This window comes from Marivirga salinae, from assembly GCF_030503855.1.
GTDB classification, from domain to species: Bacteria; Bacteroidota; Bacteroidia; order Cytophagales; family Cyclobacteriaceae; genus Marivirga; species Marivirga salinarum.
The window spans coordinates 259,357-284,885 of record NZ_CP129971.1 but is presented as its reverse complement, the minus strand read 5'-3'; the positions used below and the strand labels follow the sequence as shown (position 1 = coordinate 284,885).

The following is a 25,529-nucleotide window of genomic DNA, read 5'->3' as shown; positions in this document are numbered from 1 at the left end:
TATGCCTCTATCTAACACCATATTGCTCATAGTTGGTTTGGCGGTACTTATTTTAGGAGGAGAGTTATTGGTTAGAGGTGCTTCAAGAATTGCTTTAAGATTAAAAATGTCCCCTTTAGTGGTTGGAGTTACTATTGTGGCTTTTGGTACTTCTGCTCCTGAGTTATTGATTAGTATTCAGGCAGCACTTGCTGGAAGTCCAGACATTACAATGGGGAATGTGATTGGTTCTAATATTTGTAATCTCGCACTAGTATTAGGAGTTACTGCTCTAATAGCACCCATTCCTGTTAATTCTGATTCCATAAAAATTGATTGGCCTATGACCATGGGCTGTTCTTTATTATTATATTTCTTAGTTCAGGAAGGGTATGTGAATGATTATGAGGGTATTGGATTTGTATTACTTTTGGCTTTGTACTTGTTTTTTATTATTAGAAGATCAAGAAAAAATCACATAAGCCCTGAAGAACTTGGGATTGAAGTTGAAGAGCCAACTCCTGCTTCAAAGAAGAATATGATTAAGGATCTTTCCTTAATTGCAATTGGTGGAGCTGGGCTGTATTTTGGTTCAGACTGGTTTGTGAATAGTTCCAAGGATTTAGCAATTTATATGGGAGTCAGTGAGCGTATTGTTGGTATTACAATCGTAGCATTAGGAACTAGTTTGCCAGAATTAGTAACTTCTGTTGTAGCCGCATTTAAAAAAGAAACCGATATGGCACTAGGAAACCTAATGGGATCTAATATTTTCAATATTCTTTCCATATTAGGTATAACTAGCCTGATATCTGAGATAGAAGTAAGTGAAGTAATAGTTAATTCAGATATGATATGGATGATGGGAATTACCTTACTCATATTACCATTTATGGCTTTAAATAAGATTGTGGACCGTTACGAAGGGCTAATATTAGTTGGGATTTACCTTTATTATACCATTACAGTCATATCATAAAGTGAATCAATCATTTTCTTCTTCATCAGGTAGCATTTCTATATCCTGAATTAACACTTTTTTAGAAATGTTTTGACCTGTTAGTGTAGCTGCTAAACCTCCCATTGCAGTTTCTTTATATTTCGTTTCCATGCTTTGCCCTACTTCACCTAAGGCATCTACACATTCATCAACTGGAATAACACCACTTACATTGGATAAAGCAATTTGGGCAGAAGAATTGGCTATAGCTGCAGCACTTGCATTTCTTACTACGCAAGGCACTTCCACAAGTCCAGCAACAGGATCGCAAACTAAACCTAACATGCACTGAATGGTAATGGCAACTGCATTAAATACTTGATCAATATCTCCACCTAAACAATAAACAATTGCCCCAGAAGCCATTGCGGCTGCACTTCCTGTTTCAGCTTGGCAACCTCCAACAGCGCCTGCTAATGAAGCTTTTTGTTCAATAATTAAAGCAATTCCAGCACCCACTAAAAGCCCTTCTAATATTTTCCTATCCTCTAATCCGTGAATTTCCTGTAGCGTAAACATGGTGCCTGGCAAAATTCCGCTAGCTCCTGCGGTAGGTGCAGCTACCACTCTCCCCATACAAGAATTCACTTCTTTTGCAGCTAATGCTCTGGCAATTAATTTCTGGAAATTAGGATCTAAAACTGTTATGGGATTTTTATATACCTTTTTGGCTCCATTATTAATCATTCCAGATCGAGATTGCATGTCTTCTTCCAGTCCAGTTTTTACGGCATCTCGCATTACATCATAGGCTTTTTGCAAATTTTCCCATACGAAATCTGCATCTTTTCCCTTTTGATCTTTTTCATACTCCAATACTGGTTCAAAAAGTTTAACACCTTTCTCCTCGCAGTATTCTTTCCATTCCTTAAATTCACTAAAAAGTATTGACATAACAGTATAGATTTAACCTAATCCTTTAATCGGCAAAGAAACGTAAAAGTTTAGCATTATTATAATTCAGAAGCATAATATGAATGTATATTTGCAATATGGAATTAAAAAATGATCTGCTGCTGAGAGCAGCAAAAGGTGAAAAAGTGGAAAGAACTCCTGTTTGGCTGATGAGACAAGCTGGAAGGATACTACCCGAATACAGAAAAGTCAGAGCGAGTGTTAGTGGATTTATTGAATTGGCGCAAACTCCAGAATTAGCAGCTGAAGTTACTATACAGCCTGTTGACATTCTGGATGTGGATGCTGCTATTATTTTTTCCGACATTTTAGTGATCCCAGAAGCTATGGGATTGCCGTATGAAATGGTGGAAAAAAAAGGGCCACGTTTCCCAGAAACGATCAAATCAAAAGCCGATGTCGAAAAACTTCGAGTTGCCGATGTGGAAGAAAGCCTTTCGTATGTGACGAAAGCTATTGAAATCACTAAGAAGGAATTAAATGGCAGAGTTCCATTAATTGGTTTTGCAGGTGCTCCATGGACTATTTTTGCCTATATGGTGGAAGGTTCTGGTAGCAAAACATTCTCTAAGGCTAAGGCTATGCTTTATACAGAGCCGGACTTATCTCATCAACTTTTGAGTAAGATTACGGATAGCACTATTGCTTATTTAAAAGCTCAAATTAAAGCTGGAGCAGATTTAGTGCAGGTTTTTGATAGCTGGGCAGGAATTTTATCCCATGAACAATACAAAGAATTTTCTATTCCATATTTACGGAAAATTGCTGATGCCATACAGGATGTTCCTAAAACTATCTTCGCTAAAGACGCCCATGCCGCTTTTCCTGATTTAAGCAAGCTTGATTATCAAACCATCGGCCTGGACTGGACGATGAATCCTATAGAGGTAAGAAAAGCCGTTGGAAATAACAAAACTTTACAGGGAAATCTTGATCCATGTGTTTTGTATGCTGATAAAGAAACGATTAAAAGACACACCGTCAGAATGTTGGAACAGTTCGGTTCGGACAGACATATTGCCAATTTAGGACATGGTGTTTATCCGGATATTAATCCTGATCATGTAAAATATTTTATAGAGGCAGTGAAAGAATATAGCGTTAAATAAAGGCTTTTGGAAAGGTCATGAATTACCGTGATCTTTCCATCACTTGTTTTTCTTTCCATGGAATTCTATAGGTCAGATAATAATTGAATGTCCATCTGTTTTTAAACTCCGCTCTTCCAAATCCGGGTATATCATAAGATCTGAAACTAGAAGCATCAAATAATTTGCGGTTCAACTGGATTCTAAAAGTATAGCCCATATATAGGTTTTTTAAAACCATTACTCTCAATCCGGTTGTCATTTCAAACCATCTTGCACTTACTGTCTCATTATTTAAGCTTTCTTCATAGGGTCCGTAAATTGGGCTAGTCATATTGGTCGTTAAGCTTTCAGAATAATTTGCTCTTGCGTACCGTAATCCAAAAGTTAAAGTATTGTAGTCAGGATCAAATTTTAGAAAGTTAGCTTCTAATCCAATCCTGAAATAATTACCATCATTGCTATATTCAAAGTTTTCACCACTAATTTGGTATTGATTTATACCGTAAGACCCAATTAAATAAATTCTATGAAAATCAACATCAGCCTGAAATTCATATCGCTGGCGATTGTTGCCAAAGGCATTTACACCTAATGCCACCAAATCAGTTCCAATCCTAATCCCTGTTGGAATAAAGAAAGATTTAGGCACTTTTGGTCTTTCAGGCTCTACAATTTTTTGTTCAGCTGAATCAACTTCTGCATTACTTCCAGTTCTTTGCCCGAATACGGAAAAGCTGATGAGACTAAAAAATAAACAACTTAATATTAGGCGCATTTATAGTCCTTTTTAATGTATCATTTACAATAACTAAAGAATCAAATGTTTGATAAGCAGTATCCATGCCAACAAACTCGAAATCAACTCCACATTCAGGAGAATCTACTCTATTCAATTTTTCATAGGTGAAGCGAATCGTATCACCATATTTAACAGTGTCATTAGCATTATTAATAGAATAATAAAAAAAGAAATCTGTTTGATTTTCTACAGGGCTTAATGGTAATCTGAAACTTGAAATAGAAATACTGTCTTTATATCTAAAGATACTGTCAGTTTGTGGGCTGATAATACTGTCAAAGCTCACATTTTTCGGTGCTTCTTCTAAATTAGCATTAAGTGTTACAGTGCCAAAGGTCACATAATCCACGTTTATGCTTCCACAATTGCTATCAACATCACAAGCAAAAATGCCTGCGATTAATAATATTACTAAGCTTTTTTTGATAATTGATTCCATTGGGGTGCAAAGATATTATATATTCTGACAAGCTAAACGAGTTAGGCAGGAATTGATTGTAATTCATCACATCTGAAAACAATTCCTATAATATTTGATTAACTTTGCATCTTGAAACAGGAGCTGTTGTTGAAAGGTGGATGATGTGCTTTAGATTTTTTGAATTAAATCATAAAATTTGATGTATACTGTTTTAGATATATTTTAAAGAGGAGAAAATTTTGAAGACGAAAGGATTAAAGAAAGACAAAGTTAATGTGGTCACACTAGGATGTTCTAAAAATTTAGTGGATTCCGAAGTGATGATGACACAATTGAGAGGCAATGATATTGATGTTACGCATGAATCAGATAAAGATGATTCTAACATCATAGTAGTCAATACCTGTGGGTTTATAGATAATGCTAAGCAAGAATCTATAGATACTATTTTACGCTATGCAGATGCAAAAGAGGAGGGTATAATTGAGAAATTATACGTAACAGGATGTCTTTCGCAGCGATATAAAGATGATTTAGAAAAGGAAATTCCGCAGGTAGATGCCTTTTTCGGTACTATGGAATTGCCAATGCTTTTGAAGAAATTCAATGCTGATTATAAGCATGAGTTAGTAGGGGAAAGAATAACTACTACCGCCAATCATTTTGCTTATATGAAAATAGCAGAGGGTTGCGATCGCCCTTGTTCTTTTTGTGCTATTCCGATTATGCGTGGAAAGCACGTGTCTCGCCCAATAGAAGAATTGGTGAAAGAAGCTAAAAATATGGCCAGAAATGGTACTAAGGAGATCTTGCTTATTGCTCAAGATTCAACTTATTACGGATTGGATATTTATAAAAAAAGAAACTTAGCTGAATTATTAAAGCAGCTTTCCGATGTGGAAGGAATAGAATGGATTCGATTACATTATGCTTTTCCAACTGGTTTCCCTGAAGATATTTTAGATGTGATGGCAGAACGAGACAATATCTGTAATTATTTAGATATGCCTCTTCAGCATGGCTCCACTAAAATGCTGAAAATGATGCGCAGAGGAACTACTCGTGAAAAACAAGAGGCTTTAATCGAGCGAATCAGAGAGAAAGTGCCTGGAATTGCCTTGAGAACTACTTTAATTGCTGGTCACCCAGGAGAAACTGAAGAAGATTTTCAGGAGTTGATGGATTTTGTAAGGAATACAAGATTTGACCGTTTAGGTGTTTTCCCTTATTCTCATGAAGAAAATACACATGCTTTTAGTTTTGAGGATGATGTTCCGGATGAAATCAAACAAGAAAGAACCGATGCCGTAATGGAATTACAAACTCAAATTTCTCAAGAATTAAATCAAGAGAAAATCGGTAAAACTTTCAAAGTTTTGGTAGATAGAAAAGAAGGTGGATTTTTTGTGGGTAGAACAGAACATGACTCACCTGAAGTAGACAATGAAGTGTTAATTGATGCCACAGAAAGCTATGCTAGAATTGGAGATTTCGTTGAAGTAGAAATCACTGATGCAACTGAGTTTGATTTATACGGTAATTTGAAATAACATTAAAATATGAAGGTAGCGTGTATTGATTTTTCAGAAACTGGTCTTTTTGCGCCAATATTTACTGATTTTGTACAACAAAAAGAGGAGCTTAAAAAATTCTATCACCGCTACCCAAGCCTTGAAAGTTTTGAAGGTCAAATTCAGGAGAAATCCCAACATAGCATTAATAGAAAGCAGCTTGTTCAAGTGTTAGAGGCTCAATACGCAGAAGTTTCTAAAGTTGAGGAGGCTGTTAAACAAAATATTGAAAGTCTGGGTGATGAAAAGACTTTTACCCTTACAACTGGTCATCAACTTAATATTTTTACCGGACCATTATATTTTCATTTCAAGATAATTACCGTCATAAATGCTTGTAAGCAATTAAAAGCCAAATACCCTGACTATAATTTCGTTCCCGTTTACTGGATGGCTTCTGAAGATCATGATTTGGAGGAGATAAAATCTGTTCAGCTGGAGGGTAAAAAATTTAAATGGAATACTGAACAGAGTGGTGCCGTAGGTAGAATGAAAACGGATGGTTTAGATGACTTAGCAAATAAAATTAGTGGTGAAAATAGTGTTTTTCATAAGTCTTACGCTCAATCTGCTAATCTAGCTGATGCAGTTCGTGAATATGTAAACACACTTTATGGTAAATATGGCTTAGTGGTGCTTGATGCAGATAATGCTAGCTTAAAAACAGAATTTAAAAATATTATTCAGGATGATATTTTACATAATTCTGTTAATAAGTTGGTTGAAAATTGCTCGGCATCTTTAGATGAATTAGGCTATAAAACCCAGACCTATCCCCGAGAAATCAACTTTTTTTATTTGAAGGATGGATTAAGAGAAAGAATTGTAAAGGAGAATGGGGAGTTCAAGGTATTAAATACCGAGTTGACTTTTACTGAAGAAGAAATAAAATCAGAAATTGAAAATCATCCTGAAAGATTTAGTCCTAATGTTGTTTTAAGGCCAGTATATCAAGAAGCAATTTTACCTAATTTAGCCTACACGGGCGGACCTGCAGAAGTAGCCTATTGGATGCAGTTGAAGTCTGTTTTTGAATCATTTCAAATCCCTTTCCCTATTTTATTGCCACGAAACTTTGGAATGATTATCCCTAACAGGATTCGGCATAAAATAAAAAAACTGAAGTTAAATAAACTTGATTTGTTTACCGAAAGGGAGTTGTTGAAAAAGCAAATTACAAAAAAGATTACCGCTCAGAAGTTGAATTTAAATGAAGAGCGTAAAGAATTAAAGGCAATATTAGAAAATATTAAGCATTTTGCGGGTGAAGTAGATTTGAGTTTATCTCAAATGACAGAAGCTGAAACTGAAAAGATTAGCAATTCGCTAAATAAAATTGAAAAGAAAATGTTAGCTGCAGAAAAGCGAAAGCATTCTGATAAAATGCGGCAAATCGATGAGATAAAAGATTTTTTATTTCCAGGCAATGGGCTTCAAGAGCGGAAAGAGAATTTTCTAAGCTTTTATATGGCTGATCCTAAGTTTATCAGAAAATTGACAAAGTCTTTTAATCCTTTTAATTTACAATTCCATATAATGCGATGGGATGGATAAAAATACTTTAAGAAAAGTTTATTTAGAGAAAAGGAAGTTTTTAAGTCAAGCTGAATATGAAAGAAGAAATCAGCTGCTTTACCATCGTTTAATTGAATTTCAAGAAATACACCAGTTTAAAAGCATCCATACATTTATCCCTATCAAGAAAAACAAGGAGCCTGATATCTTTCCTTTCATCCAATTTTTATGGAGCAAAAAACCTAAAATTGATATCATTACAGCAATTTCCGATTTGAAAAATCCTGTTTTAAGTCACGTAAAAATCACAGAGAATACTACTTTTCTAGAAAATAAATGGGGGATACCAGAACCACAAGATGGTACTCCTTATTTAGTTGATAAAATTGACTGTGTTTTAGTCCCAATGGTGGTGGGAAGCAAAAGCGGACACAGGATTGGCTATGGAAAAGGCTATTACGATAGATTCTTACAAAAATGTAAAAGCAATACCAAGTTTGTCGGTGTAACATTAGGCCCCTTGTTAGAAAGTAATGTTTATGCTAATCAATATGATATCCCTATGCATAGTATGATAACGCCTTTTGAGTTGCATGATATCAGCTAGCTTAATAATTTAAATTTAATTCAATAGAGCCTCTTGTTGTCTTCCAAAATTCACTGCTATTCATTCCGGAATAGTAAGAGTGAAATATATTCCTAAATAGTTTTCTTTCTTGTTTTAGTCGTTTAGTCATTACTACATCTATTCAATTTTTATCAAAGTAATGTAATAATAATATTAAATAATGTAATAAATATTACACGATAAATTCTTATAAATCATCAATTACCAAATGGTGTCAGATATCCTTGTAGTAGTATGTAATATTTATAAATAAAATGAGTTTTAACTTTTTTAATTCGTTTGCGTAAAATACTGATAATTAATAAAATAAATTTGTACTGTGAATTTATACATATGATATTAGATGTAATATATAATCTAATAATTATGTAAAAAAATGATGATACATATGATTTAATATTAGTAAAAATCAGTATTTTATTAGAAAAGTATAAAGATATTCATTGATAATGTGAATAATATCGTAAAATAAGTTACATGAATAGGAAGCACACGATTTTGATAGTTGAGGATGATGAGCCAATGAGATTTTTATTGGATGTTTTGTTGAAAACTGACTATGAATTGATTTTTAAAAATGATGGTTTGGCTGGAATGAAATGGCTTTCTAAAGGGAATATCCCTTCCATGATTGTTTCAGATTTTAATACGCCAAATATGAATGGCTTTGATTTCTTTAAAAGTATTTCAAAGAGTGGTATGTTTTCCGATATACCATTTGTTTTTATAAGCAATAGGTCAGAGGAAGCTTTCAAGAACAGATCCCTTTCATTAGGCGCGAAGGGGTATTTGCAAAAGCCTTTTGATCCAGAGCAGTTACACATTACACAGTTTATTGAGCGGAATATTTGAAGAAATTGAACAGTAACACTATGGAAGCTATACATAACCATTCGACCAATGAGATTAAAGATTTTTCTTTAACTAAAGATAAGGTGTTTAATAAGAGGATATTTTACATAAGTAATGAGGCTGCTAATGAGCCGAATTTGAATATGTTTGCTCGAGTTGAAAAATTCACTATCGACCAGTTGATTGTTGCCATTGAACAAGCTACTTCAAGCAATACGCCTGATGTAATCATATTTCATACAGATTATATTGACCCTATCTTCTTTATAAACTTAAGTAAGATTGGTCATACAGTTCGTGCCTCGAATAATATTATTCCCATTATCATTGTTTCAGATAAAATCGAATTTGAAACTAAAAAGAAGATCTTAAAACTGGGAGGTGATGATTGCTTTCCTATCAATTTCGAAGCAGATAAATTAAATTATTTAATTGAATTTCTGAAAATATTTAAAAGGCTGGCTGAGGAAGAAAGCATTCCGAATGAAAATATCTCTGCCTATAAAATCGGATTTGCTAAATCATAGGTGGATTGCTCGAATTCTAATGTTAACTCTTACATTCGAATTGGTGCTTTTGAAAAATCGTATATATCACAGAATAGCTGCAATTCTATTTCTAGTTATGATAATATGGATGAACTCTAGCCAACAATTAGAACTAAATTAAAAAATTTCAAATAATAATAAAGAAGCATATATCAATATGATCTTAGTTTTTTGAGGTGGAAATTGTAAATTACACCACAATTATTGAATTTAAACGACATAGTGGGGTTGAGCAGAAAGAAAGATTAGTGCTCTATTAATCCCAATTTTTATAGCTTTAACGCTACACCATAACCACCAAAAACCATGAGAATTCTAATATCTATATTATTTTTCCTTGTAAGCATTTCAACTTACGGTCAGACCGATAAGATTTCAGGAATATTGGATGAGATAGATGCTAAAGAACATTTAAACGGGGTAGTCTTAGTGGGGCAAGATGGACAAGTTATCTTTCAGAATGCTTATGGAATAGCTAATCGATCATTCGGGATTGAAAATAATCTGGACACGAAATTTTTAATAGGATCACTTACAAAGCAATTTACTGCAGTTTTAGTTATGCAGTTGGTTGAAAATGGTCAGCTAAGTCTAGATGAGCCCATTACAAAATATCTTCCAAACTTTAAAAAAGAAACTGGAGACAAAATCACAATAAGGCACTTGCTTACTCACACTCATGGTATTCCGAATGCAGACTTGACGGACAGGTATAAACCAATGACAAAGGAAGATTTTGTTAAGAAATATGGTGAAAAAAATTTAGAATTTGAATCTGGTGCTCAATTCGAGTATTCCGGAATTGTAGGATATTATTTAATTGGCGTAATTGTAGAGAAGGTAACAAGTAAAGATTTTGCCCAATTGTTGCAAGAAAATATACTTGAGCCTCTAGATATGAAAAATACCGGTTACTATTCACAAGATACTATTCAACAAAACTTAGCGACAGGCTATATTCAAAAAGAGAATAGTTTCTTAAATGCTCCTCACTGGGACATGTCTCAATCATTTTCTGCTGCAGGAATGTATTCTACCGTTGGAGATTTATTTAAATGGGACCAAGCCTTAAGGGGAACTCAATTAATCTCAAAGGCGAGTTTTAAAGAAATCTTTACACCCTTTAATGATGAAATAAGATATGGCTTTGCTTGGTTTATAAACGACCCTGAAATAAGTGGCAAAAAGCGGCTATTTGCTGGTCATAATGGTGGAGCAAATGGTTATAAATCTCAAATTATGAGAGGGATAAATGAGGATTTGGTTGTTATTTATTTGTCGAACAGTGATAAATATGTTGAGATTAGATATCCTATTATTGAGGCTTTATTGAGCGAGGAAAAGTAAGAATGATGCTTAATTATAGGTACGAATAAAGTTGATTTTAATTATAATGTGCTTTTTATTAGTTTGCATTCTTAACGCTTTCTAAACCCATTTATCAGAGCCAGTCAATATTAATAAACTACAACTTCATGCAAAGATTAGTATTAACAGCAATTTTAATAAGTTTCGTTTTAACAGGATTCGGGCAACAACAGAATTCTGAAATTGACAAAAAAGACCTTAAGAGAATAGTGAAAATCTTGGCAGCGGATTCCCTTGAAGGAAGAGGAATCGGCACGGAGGGACAAAAGAAAGCCGAGAGATTTATTTCTGACACCTTTAAAGAGTTGGGGTTAAATACTTTTAGTGAAAGTAGCTATCTGGAAGAATTTGAAGTGAAGCAGAAATACTGGGGGGAAGTCTATATTGAAACCCCAAATGCCAAACTCACAAATTTTGAAAATATGGTATTTCAGGGAAATGATGTTCAAAATGAGGAAATTGAAAAGGAAGTAGTTTTCGGTGGAATGGGGACGGATGAGGAATTAAATAAAATTGAGGTGGCTGACCGCTTTGTTTTAATTTTCATTGATAACCTTAGAGCAGGTATTAAATACAAAAAAAAGTTAGCAAAAAGGAATGCTTTTGGTGTGATTTTAGCAAATCCTGAAAATGACAAACAATTTGAGTCGATAAGACTCACACTAAAAAGTCATTACTTAGCAAAAAGACATTCTCTGCCCAGAGAGAATAGGACAAAGAGTAAAATTGCCGAATGGGATACCATTCAGTATGTCAATGGCATACTTATCCCTAATTCTCAAGTAAAAAATATTAGTGGTTTATCTATCAATCAATTAAATAGATTAATTGAACAAAATAAAATAGAAGATGCTCCAAAGATAAAAGTAAAAGCGAAATTTGAAAAAATAGAAAACACTATTAAAACAGCTAATGTTGTCGGGCTGCTTACAGGGAAAACTGACAAGACCATTGTAATCAGTGCGCATTACGATCATTTGGGAAAAATAGGTGATCGGTTCTTTGCAGGTGCTGACGACAATGCCTCTGGAACTGCCGCCTTATTAGAGCTAGCTGAGAGATTCTCTAAAGCAAGAAATTTGAATTATAATATCATGTTTTTGGCAACTTCTGCCGAAGAAGCTGGACTATTAGGCTCAGAATATCACGTAAATAAGCATTCTTTCAATCCTGAAAAGATAATATGCAACATTAATATTGATATGATTTCTAGAAAGGACGACAAACATTTTGGTAATAAATACCTTTATTGTATTGGATCTGATCAGTCCAAAGCCTTAAATGAACTTATGATTAAAGCAGATAATGCATATGATAAGTGTGAATTTGATTATTCCTTAAATGATTCAAGTGACCCATTAGGATTATTTACAAGATCTGATAACTACAACTTTTACAAAAAAGGAATCCCTGCTATCTTTTTTCACTCTGGAATACATAAAGATTACCATAAAACTACTGATACAGCTAACAAAATAAATTATAGAAACTTAGAGCATAGAGTGAAACTGATAAGTCAAGTAGTTGAATTATTAGAAAGCGATGGGCTCTAAAAAAATGACCAACAAAATATATGAGTAAGTTGGTTTTTATCATTCAGGAAATTATGTAGACACTAGGGAAGTCTGAAAATAATTAATTGGTTATATTATGAATGTGGCTTTAATATAAAAGAAGGGAGATTGCATATGTTTAATAGTTATCACAACTGTTGCATTGTAATTGATATCTAAAATAATAATAAAAACCACTTTACATCAATTCTAAAAGGTTTTCGGATTGGAAATCATATTATTTGGATATTTACAAGGAGCGAAAATGGGATCACAATTCGTCTTTTAAAATGCTGAAATAGATTTAGCCGAATAACAGGGCTTAACATTTGAAAGACAGAATGATCTTTTCAAAAATATTGAAATATAAAATTAATACACTAAGCACATTATTGGATACTAAAATTAATAGTTTTCTTTGTAATCATTAAGGTTTGTACATTACTTGAAAACTGGTAATTATTTCAGAATCCTTTACAAATCTTATATTTGAATATTAAATCCTCAGAAATACATCCATGAACAAAAAAATAAATTACATACTATTCAGCTTCATATTGTGTTTAAGCTTTGCTTGTAACACTACAGACTCAACACCTTCCACAGCTGAAAAATTAGCTCAAGAAGTTACCATTTATAGAGATATCTATGGAATCCCTCATGTGAAAGGCGAAACAGATGAAAGCACCATTTTTGGTTTTGCTTATGCCCGTGCAGAAGATCAGTTTCATAAAATTGAATTGAAATTCATTCAGTCGATTGGAAGATTAGCAGAAATTGAAGGCGAAGCTGGAAAAAGCAATGACGTTCGGATAAAAGCATTCGAAATTGAACGGCTTTCAAAGGAAGAATACAAATCTTTAGATCCAAAAATCAAAAAATTGTGTGATGCATATGCAATGGGCATAAATTACTATCTCGAAAACAATCCTGAAGTAAGCCCTCGATTACTGACTCATTTTGAGCCTTGGTTTATTTTGGCAGAATATAAAAACAATGCCTTTGCTGGATTGGGTCAAGTGCGTGTGAATGATGATATGATTGTAGAATATTTGATGGATGATATTAAAAGTATTGGATCAAATGCTTTTGCTTTAGGTAAAGGGAAAACCAAGTCAAATAATGCTATACTAGTTACTAATCCTCACCTCAATTATAATGAAGCTTATGAAGTACAATTGACAAGTGAGGAAGGCTTGAATTTTTATGGAGTGGTTGGCTATGGCGCAGGAATTATTCCTGTGATGGGACATAATGAAAATTTAGGTTGGGCTTGGACAGTCAATCGCCCTGATGTAGCCGATACTTATGAAATTCAGTTTGATCACCCTGAGGACTCTTCTCTTTACAGCTTTGGAGAAGAATATTTAGAGGTGGAATCTTACCAGGATAGCATGAAGATTAAGACTGATTCAGGTTTTACATATCAAAAAATAACTTTCCGGAAAACAATTCACGGCCCAATTTTATCCGAATCTGAAAGTGGTAAGCCCCTTAGTATAAAACTGGCGGGACTAGAGAAAGGCGGCATGCTCAACCAACTTTACCAAATGGCTCTGTCGGAGAACCTTGAATCATTTAAAGACGCTTTGCGCCTCAATTCACTTTCTGTACATAATATTACCTATGCAGATGACCAAGGAAATATATTCTATCTGTATAACGGCATCATACCAAAGCGCGATACTTCTTTAAATTGGCAACGCCCCGTGGATGGAAGCTTGAAGAAAAGTCAATGGCAAGGCTACCATAGTTTAGAGGAATTGCCACAGCTCTTAAACCCTGATTGTGGATATATCCAAAATTGTAACAACGATCCTTTTGAAACGACCACCAATGAAAATCCTAATCCAGACGATTATCCGGATTATATGAAATATTATGAGATCAATACGAATAGAGGCAGGAGAGCTAGGGTGATGTTGGATAGCATGCAAAATGCTACAATTGCATCTCTTGAGTCCGCTAAATTTGATACCTATATCCAGAATGCAGACGAAAATTTGCAAGCTTTAATGAAGGAAGTGATTGAAGTGAATAGAGAGGATCCAGAAAGAATTGCTAAAATTGAAGAACCCTTGAAATTACTACAGTCCTGGGATAAATATAGCAGTAGTGAGTCTGTGGAAACTTCCTTATTTTATATCTGGACTTTCAAACGCTTTCATCAGAGAAGAATAGGTACTAAATTCTACAACCTGGTGGCTTTTGAAGAAGCCATAGAAAAACTTGAAAATGAAAAAGGCTCGTGGAAGGTGAAATGGGGAGATATCTACAGACACCAGCGCACGCTAGACCCTGAGCAATATAGTTTTGATTCACTTGAAACCAGTTATCCCATTAGCGGAGGGATTTCAATAACAGGAATCATGTTTGCATCCTCGGGTGATTTTGAAGGTCATTTACCTGACGTAGGGTTGAAAGGATTAAATATTAGAGCACACTCGGGCGATTCTTATGTCTCTATAGTTGAATTTGGAGAGCAGGTAAAAGCCAAATCCATTATTCCTTATGGTGTAAGTGACCACCCTGAATCAGATCATTATGATGATCAGGCAGAACTATATGCCCAAGGTAAACTTAAACCAGTCTTTTTTACGCAAGATGAAATTTTAGAAAATTTAAAGGCGGAATATAGGCCTGGAGAAATGAAATGGAGATAGGTGGGGTCTTCATTCGTTATCAGAAAATGGGTTGATGTGAGTTTTGAAAGTTGGGAATTTTATAGAATTACAGTTCTGTCTTTATCCTGATTAGAAAAAAATTATACTTCATATTGTGATTTTGTATGCCTTTTAAATACAATTTAACTTTTCTTGGCCTTTAATTATATGTTTATGCATATAATGAAGCAATTTAGCAGACTTTGTTAAAGAACGGAGGAAAGAAGTTAATCTTACTCAAGAAGAATTTGCGGAAAGTGCAGGAGTTGCACTGACTGTAATCCGAAAAATAGAACAAGGAAAAACCAATATGAATCATGATAAGGTTAACCTGGTTCTTCGCATGTTTGGACATGAGTTGGCTCCTGTAAACAGTAAAGAACTGAATAAATGAGACAAGGAAAAGTATTTTATAAAGATCATTTGGCAGGTATCATTACTGAAACCAATGAGGGTGAATATGTATTCCAATATGAGGCTCAATACGTAAAAGATCATCCGAATGAATTTATCACTTTTACTATGCCTATTTCGTATAAACCTTATGCTGAAAAAAGTCTCTTTCCATTTTTTGAAGGGGTATTTCCTGAATAATGGTTATTGGGTATAGCTTCTGAAAATTGCTTATCAAGATGCGATGGATGAAAGATATCAACAATTAGAATGATAGAATTAAATATAAAATGAATTGTTGATGATATTAAATTGTCCTTGTTTTAAGTCATTACCTAAATATTATCGAAACTTAATATAATTTTGCCAGTTCAATGAACTGAATATTTATAAGTGTTTTAATAATGTCAATTTCAATAGAAACAGTAAGGGTCGGAAAGGATTATTATTTAATTAATTATGGAGAGGTGCATGAGTTTAGAGTAACCAAAGCCACAGGTCACAAAGATTTTGTATGTAAAGACTTAACCACTCTGGAAGAATTTAATTTGAGCGAGCTTACTGCATACGGGAAAGGAAAAGATTTTGAATTTTATGGATTGGAAGACTAAACTCCTTCATGTAATTGGAATACTTTTCGTATATTTTTTTCTGTTTTTTGATTCATTAGCATAAGTAAATAATCACCTTCCTTTATATTGAAATTATCTGACGGGTTTTTATAGACTATTCTTTCCCCATTATCAATTCTTACCAAGCCTAATAATATAACATTCTCATTTTTCTTTAAATCATAAAATGCTTTGTCATATTGCTGTCCATTATAAGGATTTGATTCTAAAACCTTGTATTGTTTCATGTCATAATCAGAATCAGTAGTAGGGAATGCTAAAATTTCTTCTGAAAATAATGCTACGTCTGGCTCAAACATATAGCTAGCCAATAATTGGCTTGCAATTTCATTTCGAGAAATAGCATGAGTCACGCCAGCACTCATAAAAGTCTGTTTCAGATTAGAGTTTTCAAGTGTGACGGTATAATTTAAGCCTTCATATTCTTTTTTGAGATTCAGGATATAAACTAATTTTTCTGTATCGTCTTCTAAATTTATAAAAACTGTACTGGATTTTTTGATATTAACTTTTTCAAGCAATTCGAAATTTTCATAATCACTATATAGTATAAATAAGTTCTTCTCTTGATAGAGCTCTTTTAATAGGTCTATATTCTCTCTATTTTTAGTGACAATAGCTACTTTTCTTCCAGCTTTAATGAGCTGATCAATCACGGTTTTACCAAAATTTGTCCAACCGATAACTACTATGTGATTTTTGAAATCTGTTCCGTACATTCCTATTTTCTTATTTTCCTTAATATTCGAAATAATTGATGATACTTGACCTATCAGTAAACCGTAAACTCCTAAACTTAAAAAAATCAGTACGTAGCCAATAGCTCTGCCTCCGGTTGAGGTAGGAACCAAGTCACCATACCCCACTGTGGTTAAAGTAACAATAGAATACCAAAAGGCATCCGATAGGGTGTCTATTTCCCCTTCCTCGGAAAGAAGCTCAAATTCAAGCAAGTTAAATACAAGAAAAAGGAAGACTCCTAAAAAGGCTAACAGGTAATATATTAGTCTTTTATAACTTCTAAAATCCATTATGTAAGTTTAAGCCCAATTACTAATATGTCATCTGTTTGTGGGTTACTTCCTCTCCATTGAATAAAATTATCTTCTAATTGATCCTTTTGTTCGATCATACTTAATCCACCAATCTTTGTGAGTAAATTTCGGAAATTCTTTTTCATAAATTTCTTATTTTTTGGGCCGCCAAATTGATCTTGATAACCATCCGAGCTTAAATAGATTATATCGCCAGCTTCATATTCAATTTCCTTTTTTGTGAAGACTTTGTTTTCCTGTTGAGTACTACCCACACTAAACCTGTCAGATTTTATTGCCTCAATTTTATTTTTTCGATATATATAAAGAGGAATTTTGGCACCTGTGTATTCTAGCTTCTTTCTTTTTTTGTCTAGCATTACTAAACTTATATCTAAACCATCTGTATTGGCATTTTCTAGTTGTTGTTGATGTAAATTTTGCTGTATTTTCTGGTCGAGTAAAGAAACAATCAAATCAGGAGATGTAATGCCTGTTTCAACTACAATTTGATTTAAAAGTGAATTTGCCAGAACAGTCATAAATGCTCCAGGGACTCCATGACCCGTACAATCAACCAAAGCAAAAGCAATTTTATCTTCAATGCGTGTGAACCAATAAAAATCACCGCTGACAATGTCACGAGGTTTTAAAAAGATGAAAGAATCAGGCAATACTTCTTTGATTGTTGGAAGTTGTGGTAATAAAGAATCTTGAATTTGTTTGGCGTATGTGATGCTGTCGGTAATCTGCTGGTTTTTATCAGCTAATGCATTTCCTTTTTCAGTTAATTCTTCTTTCTGGGTTTCTATTTCTTCTTTTTGTTCCTGTATTGCAATATTCTGTTCGTTTAATGCTTGATTTGCCCTGGTTTTCAGTTTGTTTCTATTGTAAAGAATAAGGATTAAGATTATAAGTAAGAATAATCCTGCACTAAGTGCAATAATGAAAAAGCTTCTTTGTTCTGCTTGTAATTCTTTTATATTGTTATCTCTCTGTAATAGACCTATTTCCTTTTCCTTTTTTTCAATATTGTATAAAGCTTCAATTTCAGCAATAGCCCTAATGTTTTCTTCCTTAAATTTTCTTTCTGATTCTAGCATGAATAACTTCATGTAAATCAATGCATTATCTTTGTCTCCCATTTTGTCGTATAAACGCGATAATTTTTGGTAAGTATCTTTCAATATGCTGGAAGAATTGATTTTTTGAGCAATAGTAGAGCTATTTTTTAATTCAATTATTGCCTTTTGATAATTACCTTTATTAATATAAATATCTCCTGTCTCCAGTCCAATTCGAGCTTCTAATTCAGGCATATTTTGTTCTTTCGATAGAGATTTTGCATTTTCAAAGTATTGTAATGCGTCATTGTAAACATTTTTACTTTGATATATTTTCCCAATATCAAAAAAGGAATAGGCTAAACCGGTTTTATCATCCGCTGCTGAATCTATTTCCATAGCATTTTTAAAGCTATATAAAGCACTGTCTATTTTCCCTATAGCCAGGTAATAATTTCCAATATTACTATGAGTAGTGGCAATATTGTAAGGTTCTCCATTTTCTTTTGCTAATTTCAATGCCTTTAAAAGATAATCCTTAGATTTTTCGTAAGTCCCCATTTCTTGATAAATGAGTCCAATTGTATTGAGCGTAATCTCCTTTCCTTGCGTAATTTGTAATTCCTCTTTTATTTTTAAGGATTGAATACAGTGTTGGATAGCTAAATTATAGCGTTCCATATAAGTATATATATCACAGATTAAAGCTAATAGATTAGCTTGTTGGGCTTTGTTTTCCAGATCATAAGCCATATCTAGTGAAGATTCAGCAAAGTTTAAGGCAGTTTTATACCGGTCTCTTAAAAAATATATATTGGCTAAGGATGTAGAGGATTCAAGTTGGCCCAACTTGTTTTCGTTATTATGAAAAATCTCATAAGCCGAAAGTAAGTGTTGTTCAGTTTTATCAAAATCATCAATTAAATAAAAGTAGTCGCCTAAATAATATTGTCCCCAAGCATAACTATTGCTTAATGTGTCAGTTTCAGATAATATAATAAGCTCTTCGGCATAGAGCCTCATTGCATTTGGATTGGAATTTCGGTAGGTCTTACAAAGTGCTATTAATATTTCTTGTCTTTCGTTTTTGGATAGTTCGGTTGACAATAATTTTTCTAAACTATCAGGATTTTGAGCTGATAAAGCTGTGCAGAATATGATAGATATGAATAGAGGGAATAGAGTTTTCATATAAACTCCAATATAACAATAATTACTTTTATTTGTATAAAATAAGTAGGTTTCAGTATTGAATTGAAAAACAGTTCCTGAAACATCAGGAACTGTTTGGTAATTTATTTAGCTCCCGCTTTAATTTCATCCACTATTTCAGGATTTAATAAAGTAGAAGTATCGCCAAGATTGCTGGTATCTCCTTCTGCAATTTTTCTCAATATTCTACGCATTATTTTACCAGAACGTGTTTTTGGCAATCCTGAAACTACTTGTATTTTATCTGGCTTGGCTATAGCTCCTATGATGTTTCGAACCGTTTCACTTATTTCATTGATTAGGTTTTCTTCTGTTCTATTTTCTAAATCACAAATCACATAAGCATAAATACCCTGTCCTTTTACTTCGTGTGGATAACCAACTACAGCCGATTCAATTACTTTTGGATGTTCATTAATGGCATTTTCCACTTCAGCAGTTCCCATTCTGTGTCCGGATACATTGATCACATCATCCACTCTACCTAAAATTCTGTAATAACCATCCTCATCTCTTTTCACACCATCGCCAGTGAAATACATATTTTTATAAGTAGCGAAATAAGTGTTTTTACATCTTTCATGGTCGCCATAAGTGGTTCTCAGCATGCCCGGCCAAGGGAATTTCATGCATAGATTTCCTTCTACTGAATTTCCCTTTAGTTCATTTCCATCTGCATCCACTATCACTGGCTGAATACCTGGAAGTGGGAGCGTAGCATAAGAAGGTTTGGTAGGAGTAATGCCAGCTAAAGGAGAAATCATAATGCCACCCGTTTCGGTTTGCCACCAAGTATCTACTACAGGGCATTTTCCTTTCCCCACATGGGAATGATACCAGTGCCAGGCTTCTTCATTAATAGGCTCACCAACTGATCCAATAACTTTTAATGAACTCAAATCTCTACTATCTACAGGGTCAGTTCCATGTGCTTGTAAGGCTCGAATAGCAGTAGGGGCAGTGTAAAACTGATTCACTTTGTATTTATCAACAACATCCCAAAATCTTCCTGCATCAGGATAGGTAGGAATGCCTTCAAACATAACTGTTGTAGCTCCTGCTAAAAGTGGTCCATACACAATATAGGAATGACCTGTAATCCATCCGACATCAGCCGTACACCAATAAACATCTCCTTGGTCATATTGGAATACATTTTCAAATGAATATTTGGTGTAAACCATATAACCACCGCAAGTATGCACTACGCCTTTAGGCTTTCCAGTTGAGCCAGAAGTGTAGAGAATGAAAAGCATATCTTCAGCATCCATGGTTTCAGCTGGACATTCTGTTGATTGACCTTTAATGGCATCTTCCCACCAGATATCCCTTCCTGATTTCATTTCAACCTCTTCACCAGTTCTTTTAAAAACGATAACATTTTCTATGGTTTTAGTCTTTTCTAAAGCTTCATCTACAACGGCTTTCACAGGAATTGATTTAGCACCTCTGAAATTCCCGTCTGATGTTAAGACCATTTTTGCTTGGCAATCATTAATTCTATCTGCTAAAGCATTGGAGGAAAAACCTGCGAAAACCACAGAATGAACTGCTCCAATTCTGGCACAAGCCAACATAGCTATGGCTGCTTCAGGTACCATAGGCATATATATAATGACTCTATCGCCTTTTTTCACTCCCTTTGCCTTCATAGCATTAGAGAATTGATTTACTTTTTCATAAAGCTGACGATAACTGATGATTTGATTTTCATCCCCAGGTTCATTAGGCTCCCAAATGATAGCGGGTTTATCGCCCATGGTGAAAAGGTTTTTCTCTAATATATTTTCCGTAATATTTAATTGGGCACCTTTAAACCATTCAATTTTGGGCTCTTCAAAATTCCATTCTACCGTTTTGTCCCATCTTTTTTTCCAGTGAAATGAATCGGCAATTCTCGACCAAAACTGCTCTGGTTGATGCACGCTTCTTTGGTATTCGTGTATGTACCCGCTGAGGGTATGAATTCTATCACTCATAATATATCAATTAGCTATGTCTCAAAATTATTTTGAACTTAATTTAGTAAGATTTAGGCTAAAATGAAATTGTGATATGGGTTTCGGTGGAATGTTTATGTGTATGTTGATGATTTAATATTTTTGCGATGCTATTTTACCGTGCTGGTTAGTACATCCTTGCTCGGACCCTCTAAATCACCCCGCCAACTCCTCATGCAACTCCATCACTTGCTTAATAACTGACTTACTTTCATCATTATAAATCACATAATCCGCTAAGTCCATTCTCTTCTCATCTGAAAATTGTTTTTTCATAATAGCCAAAACACTTTCTTTGGTTCTTTGCGGATCTCTTTCTAAAGTTCTTTTCAGTCTTAACTCCTGATTTGCATGCACGTTGATAGTGGCATCTAATTGTTTATAAGAGCCAGTTTCAAACAATAAAGCTGCTTCTTTTAAGATATAGGGTTTGTCAGCATGTTGAGCGCACCACTTTTCAAAATCTTTACCAACAGCTGGGTGCACCAGACTATTGAGTAGTTTTAGTTTTTTATCATCACCAAAGACTTCTTTGCTCAGATAATCTCTGTTGAGTTCACCATTTTCGAAATAGGCTTCATCTCCAAAGTGATGAGTTATTTTAGCTTTTAATTCTGGGTCGTTTGATTGCAACCATTTAGCTCTATAGTCGGCAGGATAATTAGGGATTCCCAAGAGTTGAAAAACTTCGCAGATTAAACTTTTACCTGCTCCAATTCCACCAGTTATCCCTATTTTTTTCATTGGTCGTTGTAATTGAACTTGACAGGTTGAAAGGTAATTTCCCTATTCCTTAATTGGTGAGGGAGCATTTTAGCTTCTGGCAAAACAGTAGAATCTGAAGCTTGGATATTATTAAAATCAACAAATAGTTTAATACTGTCTAAGTTATAATTTCCAGCCAATTCTTCTCGAATTTTAAAATTCATGGTAGCTAGGCTATCTTGAAAATTATATGAATTAGAATCTTCAGGAGCATTAATTTTTTCAAATGGAAGCATTAACTCTTGTTTGATGAATTTAGCCACTGAGAAATCAATTTTAACTTCCACAGGGTTTCTACTAACAAGGCTGGAGCCAAATGTAGGTAGGTAAATTTCTTTTGAAAAGTTACTTGAAATATTCTCTTCTTCAAGATCGATATTGATAGTGTTAGGTATTTCTTTAACAAAACGCTCTGGACCAGAAAAACTAGCAGAATCATGCGAGAGCCTGATTTGAGAAGTAATTTCATAGCCTTCAGCTAAATTGATTTTTGAACTATCAACTATCAATTTTGATCGAGTTGATTTCATTGAGTCAATATCAATTTTAAGGGTGTCATTTTCTACGAAATTCAATTGAATTTCAGTCATTTGATCAGCAATAAGGCTATAAAGTGAATTACCTAGAATATATTTCGTTTCTACTGGGTCTTCCAAAGGAACTTCGACTGGTGTAATTGTAAACCAAAAAGTTTTTCTAAGTAAATTCCATCCACCTCCACTAACATTGATACTTACTTTTTTAGGAAGTTCTTCTACTTCCACAAGTGCTGAATCTGGGTAAGTGAATTTTATGGGATATGTAATCCGAGTTGAATAATTATCGTTAAGCGCATTGAAAAACCAAAAAGTGGTAGCTGTGACTATGCACAAGACTACCACTTTAATAGTTTCATTTGATTGAGGCAATAAGTAATTGCTCAACCATTCCCATATTTTTTCAAATTGCTTCAATAATTAATTATTTTTCTTGAAGTTTTTTACTTTGTTCTAGTGATACAGCTGATTTTTCAAAAATCATTTTGGTTCCTTTATCAATTTCCAAAATAATTTTATCCTCTTCAACCTGAAAAACTTTTCCGTGCAAGCCACCGATGGTAACTACACTATCTCCTTTTTTAATTTCAGCAATAAATTTCTTTTGATCTTTTTGCTTTTTCTGTTGCGGTCGGATCATAAAGAAATAAAACACTAAAATTATACCTCCAAAAAGGAGTAATTGACTCATCCAAGCGCTATCATCACCTGTTGTTGCCTGAGCTAAAATAAATTGTATCATTAATTATTATTGTTTTACGGGTCCAGCATTTGTTTTATCAGCCTTAGGCTCAACAAATGCTTTGATTGTTAAATTATTTGTAGCTGGCCAAGTGTTAGCAGTAATTCTTACCACTTTGTTATCCTGGTTTTTCTTGCCTCTTGAATTATACTTCACTTCAATCTCACCTTCTTCACCTGGTGCAATTGGCTTATCTTTTGGATAAGAAGGAACTGTACATCCACAAGACGAAGTAGCGTTTGAAATAATCAAAGGAGCTTCGCCAGTATTTTTAAATGTAAAAACCTTTGTTACTACATCACCTTCTGTAATCTTACCAAAGTCATGTGTTTTCTCTTCAAATTCCATTGTTGGCAAAGGCCCTTCAGGTTTTTCATTAGCCTTTTGTAAAGTAGGTTTCTTTTGATCAGAAACGGCTGGCTGGATAGTTGAAGCAGTGCCTCCATTTCCTTCTAATGCAGCTACTCTTCTCTCCAGATCAGTTACTCTTTTTTCAAGGTCTCCTGAACAAGATGCTAGTGAAAGCAAACCTGCTGCAAAAATTGCATAAAATATACTTTTCATAATTTATTTTGATATTTAATTTAAAAATTGAATTTATTATTGATCTTTTTTCTTGATTTGACCTAATAAATCGTCAACATCAGTTAATAACTGTTCAGCCTTTTCTTTTGCTGAGTTAACAACCTTCTCGCCATCACTACGGGCAGCGCTTAAGCCTATTTCTTCTCCATTAGAAATATCATTCAAAAGATCTTCTAACATTTCTTTGTATTTACCTAAGCGATAAGTCAACTTGTCCCTTGTGTTTACTCCTGTGTCGGGCGCATACAAAATACCTGCGATTGTACCTGCTGCGGCTCCTGCTATGAATGCGAATAAATTACTTCCTTTGCTCATGTTTTTTTCTTTAGCTGTAAATATACGGTACTTAAAAAACGATTCAAATGTACTGCAAAAGTTTTTTTAGTTCTTACGAATATGGAAATGCTTGGTTATTTATTGTCAATTAAGCCTCTTCCGCTTTTTTTGATTTCCCCATCCTTCTCCAACTTTGCAGAGATCTTATCTAACATTCCATTAACAAATATCTTGCTTTTTTGGGTGCTGTAATTTTTTGAAAGTTCAATATACTCATTAATAGTCACTTTAACTGGTATGCTTGGGAAATTCAACATTTCACAAACTGCCATTTTTAGAATGATCATATCTACAATAGCTATTCTTTCTGTTGCCCAATTTTTTGCAAAATCCGATACAATACTCTCGTATTCATCATCATTGCTGATGGTGTCTGTGAAAAGATTCTTAAAAAACTCACTGTCATCTTCCCAATTTGCAGATAATTCAATTAATTCTATGTGTTGTGTATCTTCATCTATGGATTTAATGGTTTTTTTCAACATTGATTTTAATGCTGATTTATTCTCTTCCCAATACAGATCACGCTCTGCCATGAAGTTTGTAATGGCTTCACTTTTTAAGATTATTTGTCTCGAGATTTGATCCAAAACCAAAACATCTTCTTCAAAACTTGGCTTATTTAGTTGAGTATATTCTTTATAGAAATCTGCTTTTTTAAGTAAGTCTCTAAACCACTCCTGAACATCCAATTCATCATCTTTCCAACTTATGTCAAAGCGAATAAATTCATTTTGTAAGGCATCATTTTCATTAATGATTTTGATGGCTTTATTATGATAAAGATTAAGTTCACTTTCGAAAACTTGTTTTCCATTTTCAGCTGATCTCTTTTGTCTTTTTTCAATATCCTCTTTGGTGAGTTCTGAAAATTCAACTAATAGCTTTAGAGATAAGTAGTAATTTTCTAAAAGCTTATTGACAGCCTCTAACATATCTTTCTTTATAAAAGACACATCTTTTTTGACATTATTTCTAAAATAATCTATGGCATTACTAACTGCCGAACGCACTTCAGGATTGGTGTCCTGTTCTTCTTTTATTTGTTCTGCACGATAATTACTTTGGAAGATTTTTTTAGCAGTTTTTGCGTTTTGTTTGAGGAGTACTTTGTCTTGCACCTCCATAGAATTAAGGTCTGGAGTGAAGATTTCTTCAATATAATCTTTTGCCAGCTCAAAATTTGCATCTTCGCACTTTTGAACGGCATAAAGTGCTTGCATAACTTTAATTCTTAAGGACCTTCTGTTCAGCATAAATCAGTAATAAAAAGAACGGTAAATAAATAAAATGGGAAGACAACTTCTGCCTTCCCTGCAAAATTAAT

Annotated in this window: 24 protein-coding genes and 1 pseudogene; 13 read left to right on the top strand and 12 right to left on the bottom strand. The window is 33.9% G+C overall.

The window, feature by feature from the left end; all coding sequences use genetic code 11:
- The first annotated feature begins 1 nt into the window (after position 1).
- A complete protein-coding gene (locus QYS49_RS01160) occupies positions 2 to 958 on the top strand; it encodes a calcium/sodium antiporter (RefSeq protein WP_308349792.1) in 957 nt (318 codons plus the stop codon).
- A 6-nt stretch (positions 959 to 964) separates the two neighbouring features.
- Here QYS49_RS01160 and sdaAA read toward each other — a convergent pair whose 3' ends face one another.
- Positions 965 to 1,873 carry an L-serine ammonia-lyase, iron-sulfur-dependent, subunit alpha gene (sdaAA, locus tag QYS49_RS01155; protein ID WP_308349791.1) on the bottom strand — a complete coding sequence of 303 codons (909 nt, stop codon included), beginning with the start codon at positions 1,871 to 1,873 and terminating at the stop codon, positions 965 to 967.
- Positions 1,874 to 1,971: 98 nt separating this feature from the next.
- Between sdaAA and hemE the strand changes: the two genes are divergently transcribed.
- Positions 1,972 to 3,003, top strand: a complete 1,032-nt coding sequence (gene hemE / locus QYS49_RS01150) for a uroporphyrinogen decarboxylase (protein ID WP_308349790.1) — start codon at positions 1,972 to 1,974, stop codon at positions 3,001 to 3,003.
- Between the two features lie 22 nt (positions 3,004 to 3,025).
- Here hemE and QYS49_RS01145 read toward each other — a convergent pair whose 3' ends face one another.
- Complete coding sequence (locus tag QYS49_RS01145; protein ID WP_308349789.1) at positions 3,026 to 3,760, bottom strand: DUF6048 family protein; 735 nt, start codon at positions 3,758 to 3,760, stop codon at positions 3,026 to 3,028.
- Positions 3,729 to 4,223 carry a DUF6452 family protein gene (locus tag QYS49_RS01140; RefSeq protein WP_308349788.1) on the bottom strand — a complete coding sequence of 165 codons (495 nt, stop codon included), beginning with the start codon at positions 4,221 to 4,223 and terminating at the stop codon, positions 3,729 to 3,731. Before QYS49_RS01140 ends, QYS49_RS01145 begins: the two co-directional genes overlap by 32 nt.
- Before the next feature lie 221 nt (positions 4,224 to 4,444).
- Here QYS49_RS01140 and rimO point away from each other — a divergent pair, with 221 nt between their 5' ends.
- The 11 genes and pseudogenes from rimO to QYS49_RS01085 all read left to right on the top strand — a co-directional run bounded on the left by rimO (position 4,445) and on the right by QYS49_RS01085 (position 15,907).
- A complete protein-coding gene (rimO, locus tag QYS49_RS01135; protein WP_308349787.1) occupies positions 4,445 to 5,755 on the top strand; it encodes a 30S ribosomal protein S12 methylthiotransferase RimO in 1,311 nt (436 codons plus the stop codon).
- A 9-nt stretch (positions 5,756 to 5,764) separates the two neighbouring features.
- Positions 5,765 to 7,330, top strand: coding sequence for a bacillithiol biosynthesis cysteine-adding enzyme BshC (gene bshC / locus QYS49_RS01130; RefSeq protein WP_308349786.1), 1,566 nt, complete (start codon positions 5,765 to 5,767; stop codon positions 7,328 to 7,330).
- Positions 7,323 to 7,898, top strand: coding sequence for a 5-formyltetrahydrofolate cyclo-ligase (locus QYS49_RS01125; protein ID WP_308349785.1), 576 nt, complete (start codon positions 7,323 to 7,325; stop codon positions 7,896 to 7,898). Before bshC ends, QYS49_RS01125 begins: the two co-directional genes overlap by 8 nt.
- Positions 7,899 to 8,396: 498 nt before the next feature.
- Complete coding sequence (locus tag QYS49_RS01120; RefSeq protein WP_308349784.1) at positions 8,397 to 8,771, top strand: response regulator; 375 nt, start codon at positions 8,397 to 8,399, stop codon at positions 8,769 to 8,771.
- Between the two features lie 20 nt (positions 8,772 to 8,791).
- Complete coding sequence (locus QYS49_RS01115) at positions 8,792 to 9,298, top strand: response regulator transcription factor (RefSeq protein ID WP_308349783.1); 507 nt, start codon at positions 8,792 to 8,794, stop codon at positions 9,296 to 9,298.
- 327 nt (positions 9,299 to 9,625) lie between these two features.
- The gene (locus QYS49_RS01110) at positions 9,626 to 10,666 is read left to right on the top strand and encodes a serine hydrolase domain-containing protein (RefSeq protein ID WP_308349782.1); all 1,041 of its coding nucleotides are present in this window, start codon (positions 9,626 to 9,628) and stop codon (positions 10,664 to 10,666) included.
- A 128-nt stretch (positions 10,667 to 10,794) separates the two neighbouring features.
- Complete coding sequence (locus tag QYS49_RS01105; protein WP_308349781.1) at positions 10,795 to 12,240, top strand: M28 family peptidase; 1,446 nt, start codon at positions 10,795 to 10,797, stop codon at positions 12,238 to 12,240.
- Between the two features lie 518 nt (positions 12,241 to 12,758).
- Positions 12,759 to 14,903: a penicillin acylase family protein gene (locus tag QYS49_RS01100; protein WP_308349780.1), complete on the top strand. Its 2,145-nt coding sequence runs from the start codon at positions 12,759 to 12,761 to the stop codon at positions 14,901 to 14,903.
- Between the two features lie 205 nt (positions 14,904 to 15,108).
- Positions 15,109 to 15,297: pseudogene (locus tag QYS49_RS01095) on the top strand (helix-turn-helix domain-containing protein); the annotation flags it as partial.
- Positions 15,294 to 15,497, top strand: coding sequence for a HipA N-terminal domain-containing protein (locus QYS49_RS01090; protein ID WP_308349779.1), 204 nt, complete (start codon positions 15,294 to 15,296; stop codon positions 15,495 to 15,497). The pseudogene QYS49_RS01095 and the gene QYS49_RS01090, both read left to right, overlap by 4 nt.
- A 203-nt stretch (positions 15,498 to 15,700) precedes the next feature.
- Positions 15,701 to 15,907, top strand: a complete 207-nt coding sequence (locus QYS49_RS01085) for a hypothetical protein (protein ID WP_013454054.1) — start codon at positions 15,701 to 15,703, stop codon at positions 15,905 to 15,907.
- On the opposite strand, the gene QYS49_RS01080 is transcribed toward QYS49_RS01085, so the two are convergent.
- The 9 genes from QYS49_RS01080 to nusB form a co-directional block, all read right to left on the bottom strand.
- The gene (locus QYS49_RS01080) at positions 15,904 to 16,959 is read right to left on the bottom strand and encodes a potassium channel family protein (RefSeq protein ID WP_308349778.1); all 1,056 of its coding nucleotides are present in this window, start codon (positions 16,957 to 16,959) and stop codon (positions 15,904 to 15,906) included. The genes QYS49_RS01085 and QYS49_RS01080 overlap by 4 nt on opposite strands.
- On the bottom strand, positions 16,959 to 19,217 hold the full coding sequence (locus QYS49_RS01075) for a tetratricopeptide repeat protein (RefSeq protein WP_308349777.1): 2,259 nt from the start codon (positions 19,215 to 19,217) through the stop codon (positions 16,959 to 16,961). Before QYS49_RS01075 ends, QYS49_RS01080 begins: the two co-directional genes overlap by 1 nt.
- Before the next feature lie 104 nt (positions 19,218 to 19,321).
- On the bottom strand, positions 19,322 to 21,217 hold the full coding sequence (gene acs / locus QYS49_RS01070) for an acetate--CoA ligase (RefSeq protein ID WP_308349776.1): 1,896 nt from the start codon (positions 21,215 to 21,217) through the stop codon (positions 19,322 to 19,324).
- A 177-nt stretch (positions 21,218 to 21,394) separates the two neighbouring features.
- A complete protein-coding gene (coaE, locus tag QYS49_RS01065) occupies positions 21,395 to 21,982 on the bottom strand; it encodes a dephospho-CoA kinase (protein WP_308349775.1) in 588 nt (195 codons plus the stop codon).
- Positions 21,979 to 22,956, bottom strand: a complete 978-nt coding sequence (locus QYS49_RS01060) for a YbbR-like domain-containing protein (RefSeq protein WP_308349774.1) — start codon at positions 22,954 to 22,956, stop codon at positions 21,979 to 21,981. Before QYS49_RS01060 ends, coaE begins: the two co-directional genes overlap by 4 nt.
- A gap of 7 nt (positions 22,957 to 22,963) precedes the next feature.
- A complete protein-coding gene (yajC, locus tag QYS49_RS01055; protein ID WP_308349773.1) occupies positions 22,964 to 23,281 on the bottom strand; it encodes a preprotein translocase subunit YajC in 318 nt (105 codons plus the stop codon).
- A gap of 6 nt (positions 23,282 to 23,287) precedes the next feature.
- The gene (locus QYS49_RS01050; protein WP_308349772.1) at positions 23,288 to 23,845 is read right to left on the bottom strand and encodes a DUF1573 domain-containing protein; all 558 of its coding nucleotides are present in this window, start codon (positions 23,843 to 23,845) and stop codon (positions 23,288 to 23,290) included.
- A 36-nt stretch (positions 23,846 to 23,881) separates the two neighbouring features.
- Entirely contained in the window at positions 23,882 to 24,181 is a 300-nt protein-coding gene (locus tag QYS49_RS01045; RefSeq protein WP_308349771.1) for a YtxH domain-containing protein, read from the bottom strand.
- A 95-nt stretch (positions 24,182 to 24,276) separates the two neighbouring features.
- Positions 24,277 to 25,425, bottom strand: a complete 1,149-nt coding sequence (nusB, locus tag QYS49_RS01040) for a transcription antitermination factor NusB (RefSeq protein WP_308349770.1) — start codon at positions 25,423 to 25,425, stop codon at positions 24,277 to 24,279.
- Positions 25,426 to 25,529: the final 104 nt, after the last annotated feature.

Coding starts and splice junctions, on each gene's coding strand:
- QYS49_RS01100 (WP_308349780.1), top strand. CDS start 12,759: ATGAACAAAAAAATAAATTACATACTATTCAGCTTCATATTGTGTTTA.
- QYS49_RS01045 (WP_308349771.1), bottom strand. CDS start 24,181: ATGAGCAAAGGAAGTAATTTATTCGCATTCATAGCAGGAGCCGCAGCA.
- QYS49_RS01120 (WP_308349784.1), top strand. CDS start 8,397: ATGAATAGGAAGCACACGATTTTGATAGTTGAGGATGATGAGCCAATG.
- QYS49_RS01050 (WP_308349772.1), bottom strand. CDS start 23,845: ATGAAAAGTATATTTTATGCAATTTTTGCAGCAGGTTTGCTTTCACTA.
- coaE (WP_308349775.1), bottom strand. CDS start 21,982: ATGAAAAAAATAGGGATAACTGGTGGAATTGGAGCAGGTAAAAGTTTA.
- QYS49_RS01115 (WP_308349783.1), top strand. CDS start 8,792: ATGGAAGCTATACATAACCATTCGACCAATGAGATTAAAGATTTTTCT.
- QYS49_RS01075 (WP_308349777.1), bottom strand. CDS start 19,217: ATGAAAACTCTATTCCCTCTATTCATATCTATCATATTCTGCACAGCT.
- QYS49_RS01125 (WP_308349785.1), top strand. CDS start 7,323: ATGGATAAAAATACTTTAAGAAAAGTTTATTTAGAGAAAAGGAAGTTT.
- QYS49_RS01160 (WP_308349792.1), top strand. CDS start 2: ATGCCTCTATCTAACACCATATTGCTCATAGTTGGTTTGGCGGTACTT.
- QYS49_RS01080 (WP_308349778.1), bottom strand. CDS start 16,959: ATGGATTTTAGAAGTTATAAAAGACTAATATATTACCTGTTAGCCTTT.
- QYS49_RS01145 (WP_308349789.1), bottom strand. CDS start 3,760: ATGCGCCTAATATTAAGTTGTTTATTTTTTAGTCTCATCAGCTTTTCC.
- QYS49_RS01140 (WP_308349788.1), bottom strand. CDS start 4,223: ATGGAATCAATTATCAAAAAAAGCTTAGTAATATTATTAATCGCAGGC.
- yajC (WP_308349773.1), bottom strand. CDS start 23,281: ATGATACAATTTATTTTAGCTCAGGCAACAACAGGTGATGATAGCGCT.
- QYS49_RS01085 (WP_013454054.1), top strand. CDS start 15,701: ATGTCAATTTCAATAGAAACAGTAAGGGTCGGAAAGGATTATTATTTA.
- QYS49_RS01105 (WP_308349781.1), top strand. CDS start 10,795: ATGCAAAGATTAGTATTAACAGCAATTTTAATAAGTTTCGTTTTAACA.
- bshC (WP_308349786.1), top strand. CDS start 5,765: ATGAAGGTAGCGTGTATTGATTTTTCAGAAACTGGTCTTTTTGCGCCA.
- QYS49_RS01110 (WP_308349782.1), top strand. CDS start 9,626: ATGAGAATTCTAATATCTATATTATTTTTCCTTGTAAGCATTTCAACT.
- acs (WP_308349776.1), bottom strand. CDS start 21,217: ATGAGTGATAGAATTCATACCCTCAGCGGGTACATACACGAATACCAA.
- sdaAA (WP_308349791.1), bottom strand. CDS start 1,873: ATGTCAATACTTTTTAGTGAATTTAAGGAATGGAAAGAATACTGCGAG.
- QYS49_RS01090 (WP_308349779.1), top strand. CDS start 15,294: ATGAGACAAGGAAAAGTATTTTATAAAGATCATTTGGCAGGTATCATT.
- nusB (WP_308349770.1), bottom strand. CDS start 25,425: ATGCAAGCACTTTATGCCGTTCAAAAGTGCGAAGATGCAAATTTTGAG.
- hemE (WP_308349790.1), top strand. CDS start 1,972: ATGGAATTAAAAAATGATCTGCTGCTGAGAGCAGCAAAAGGTGAAAAA.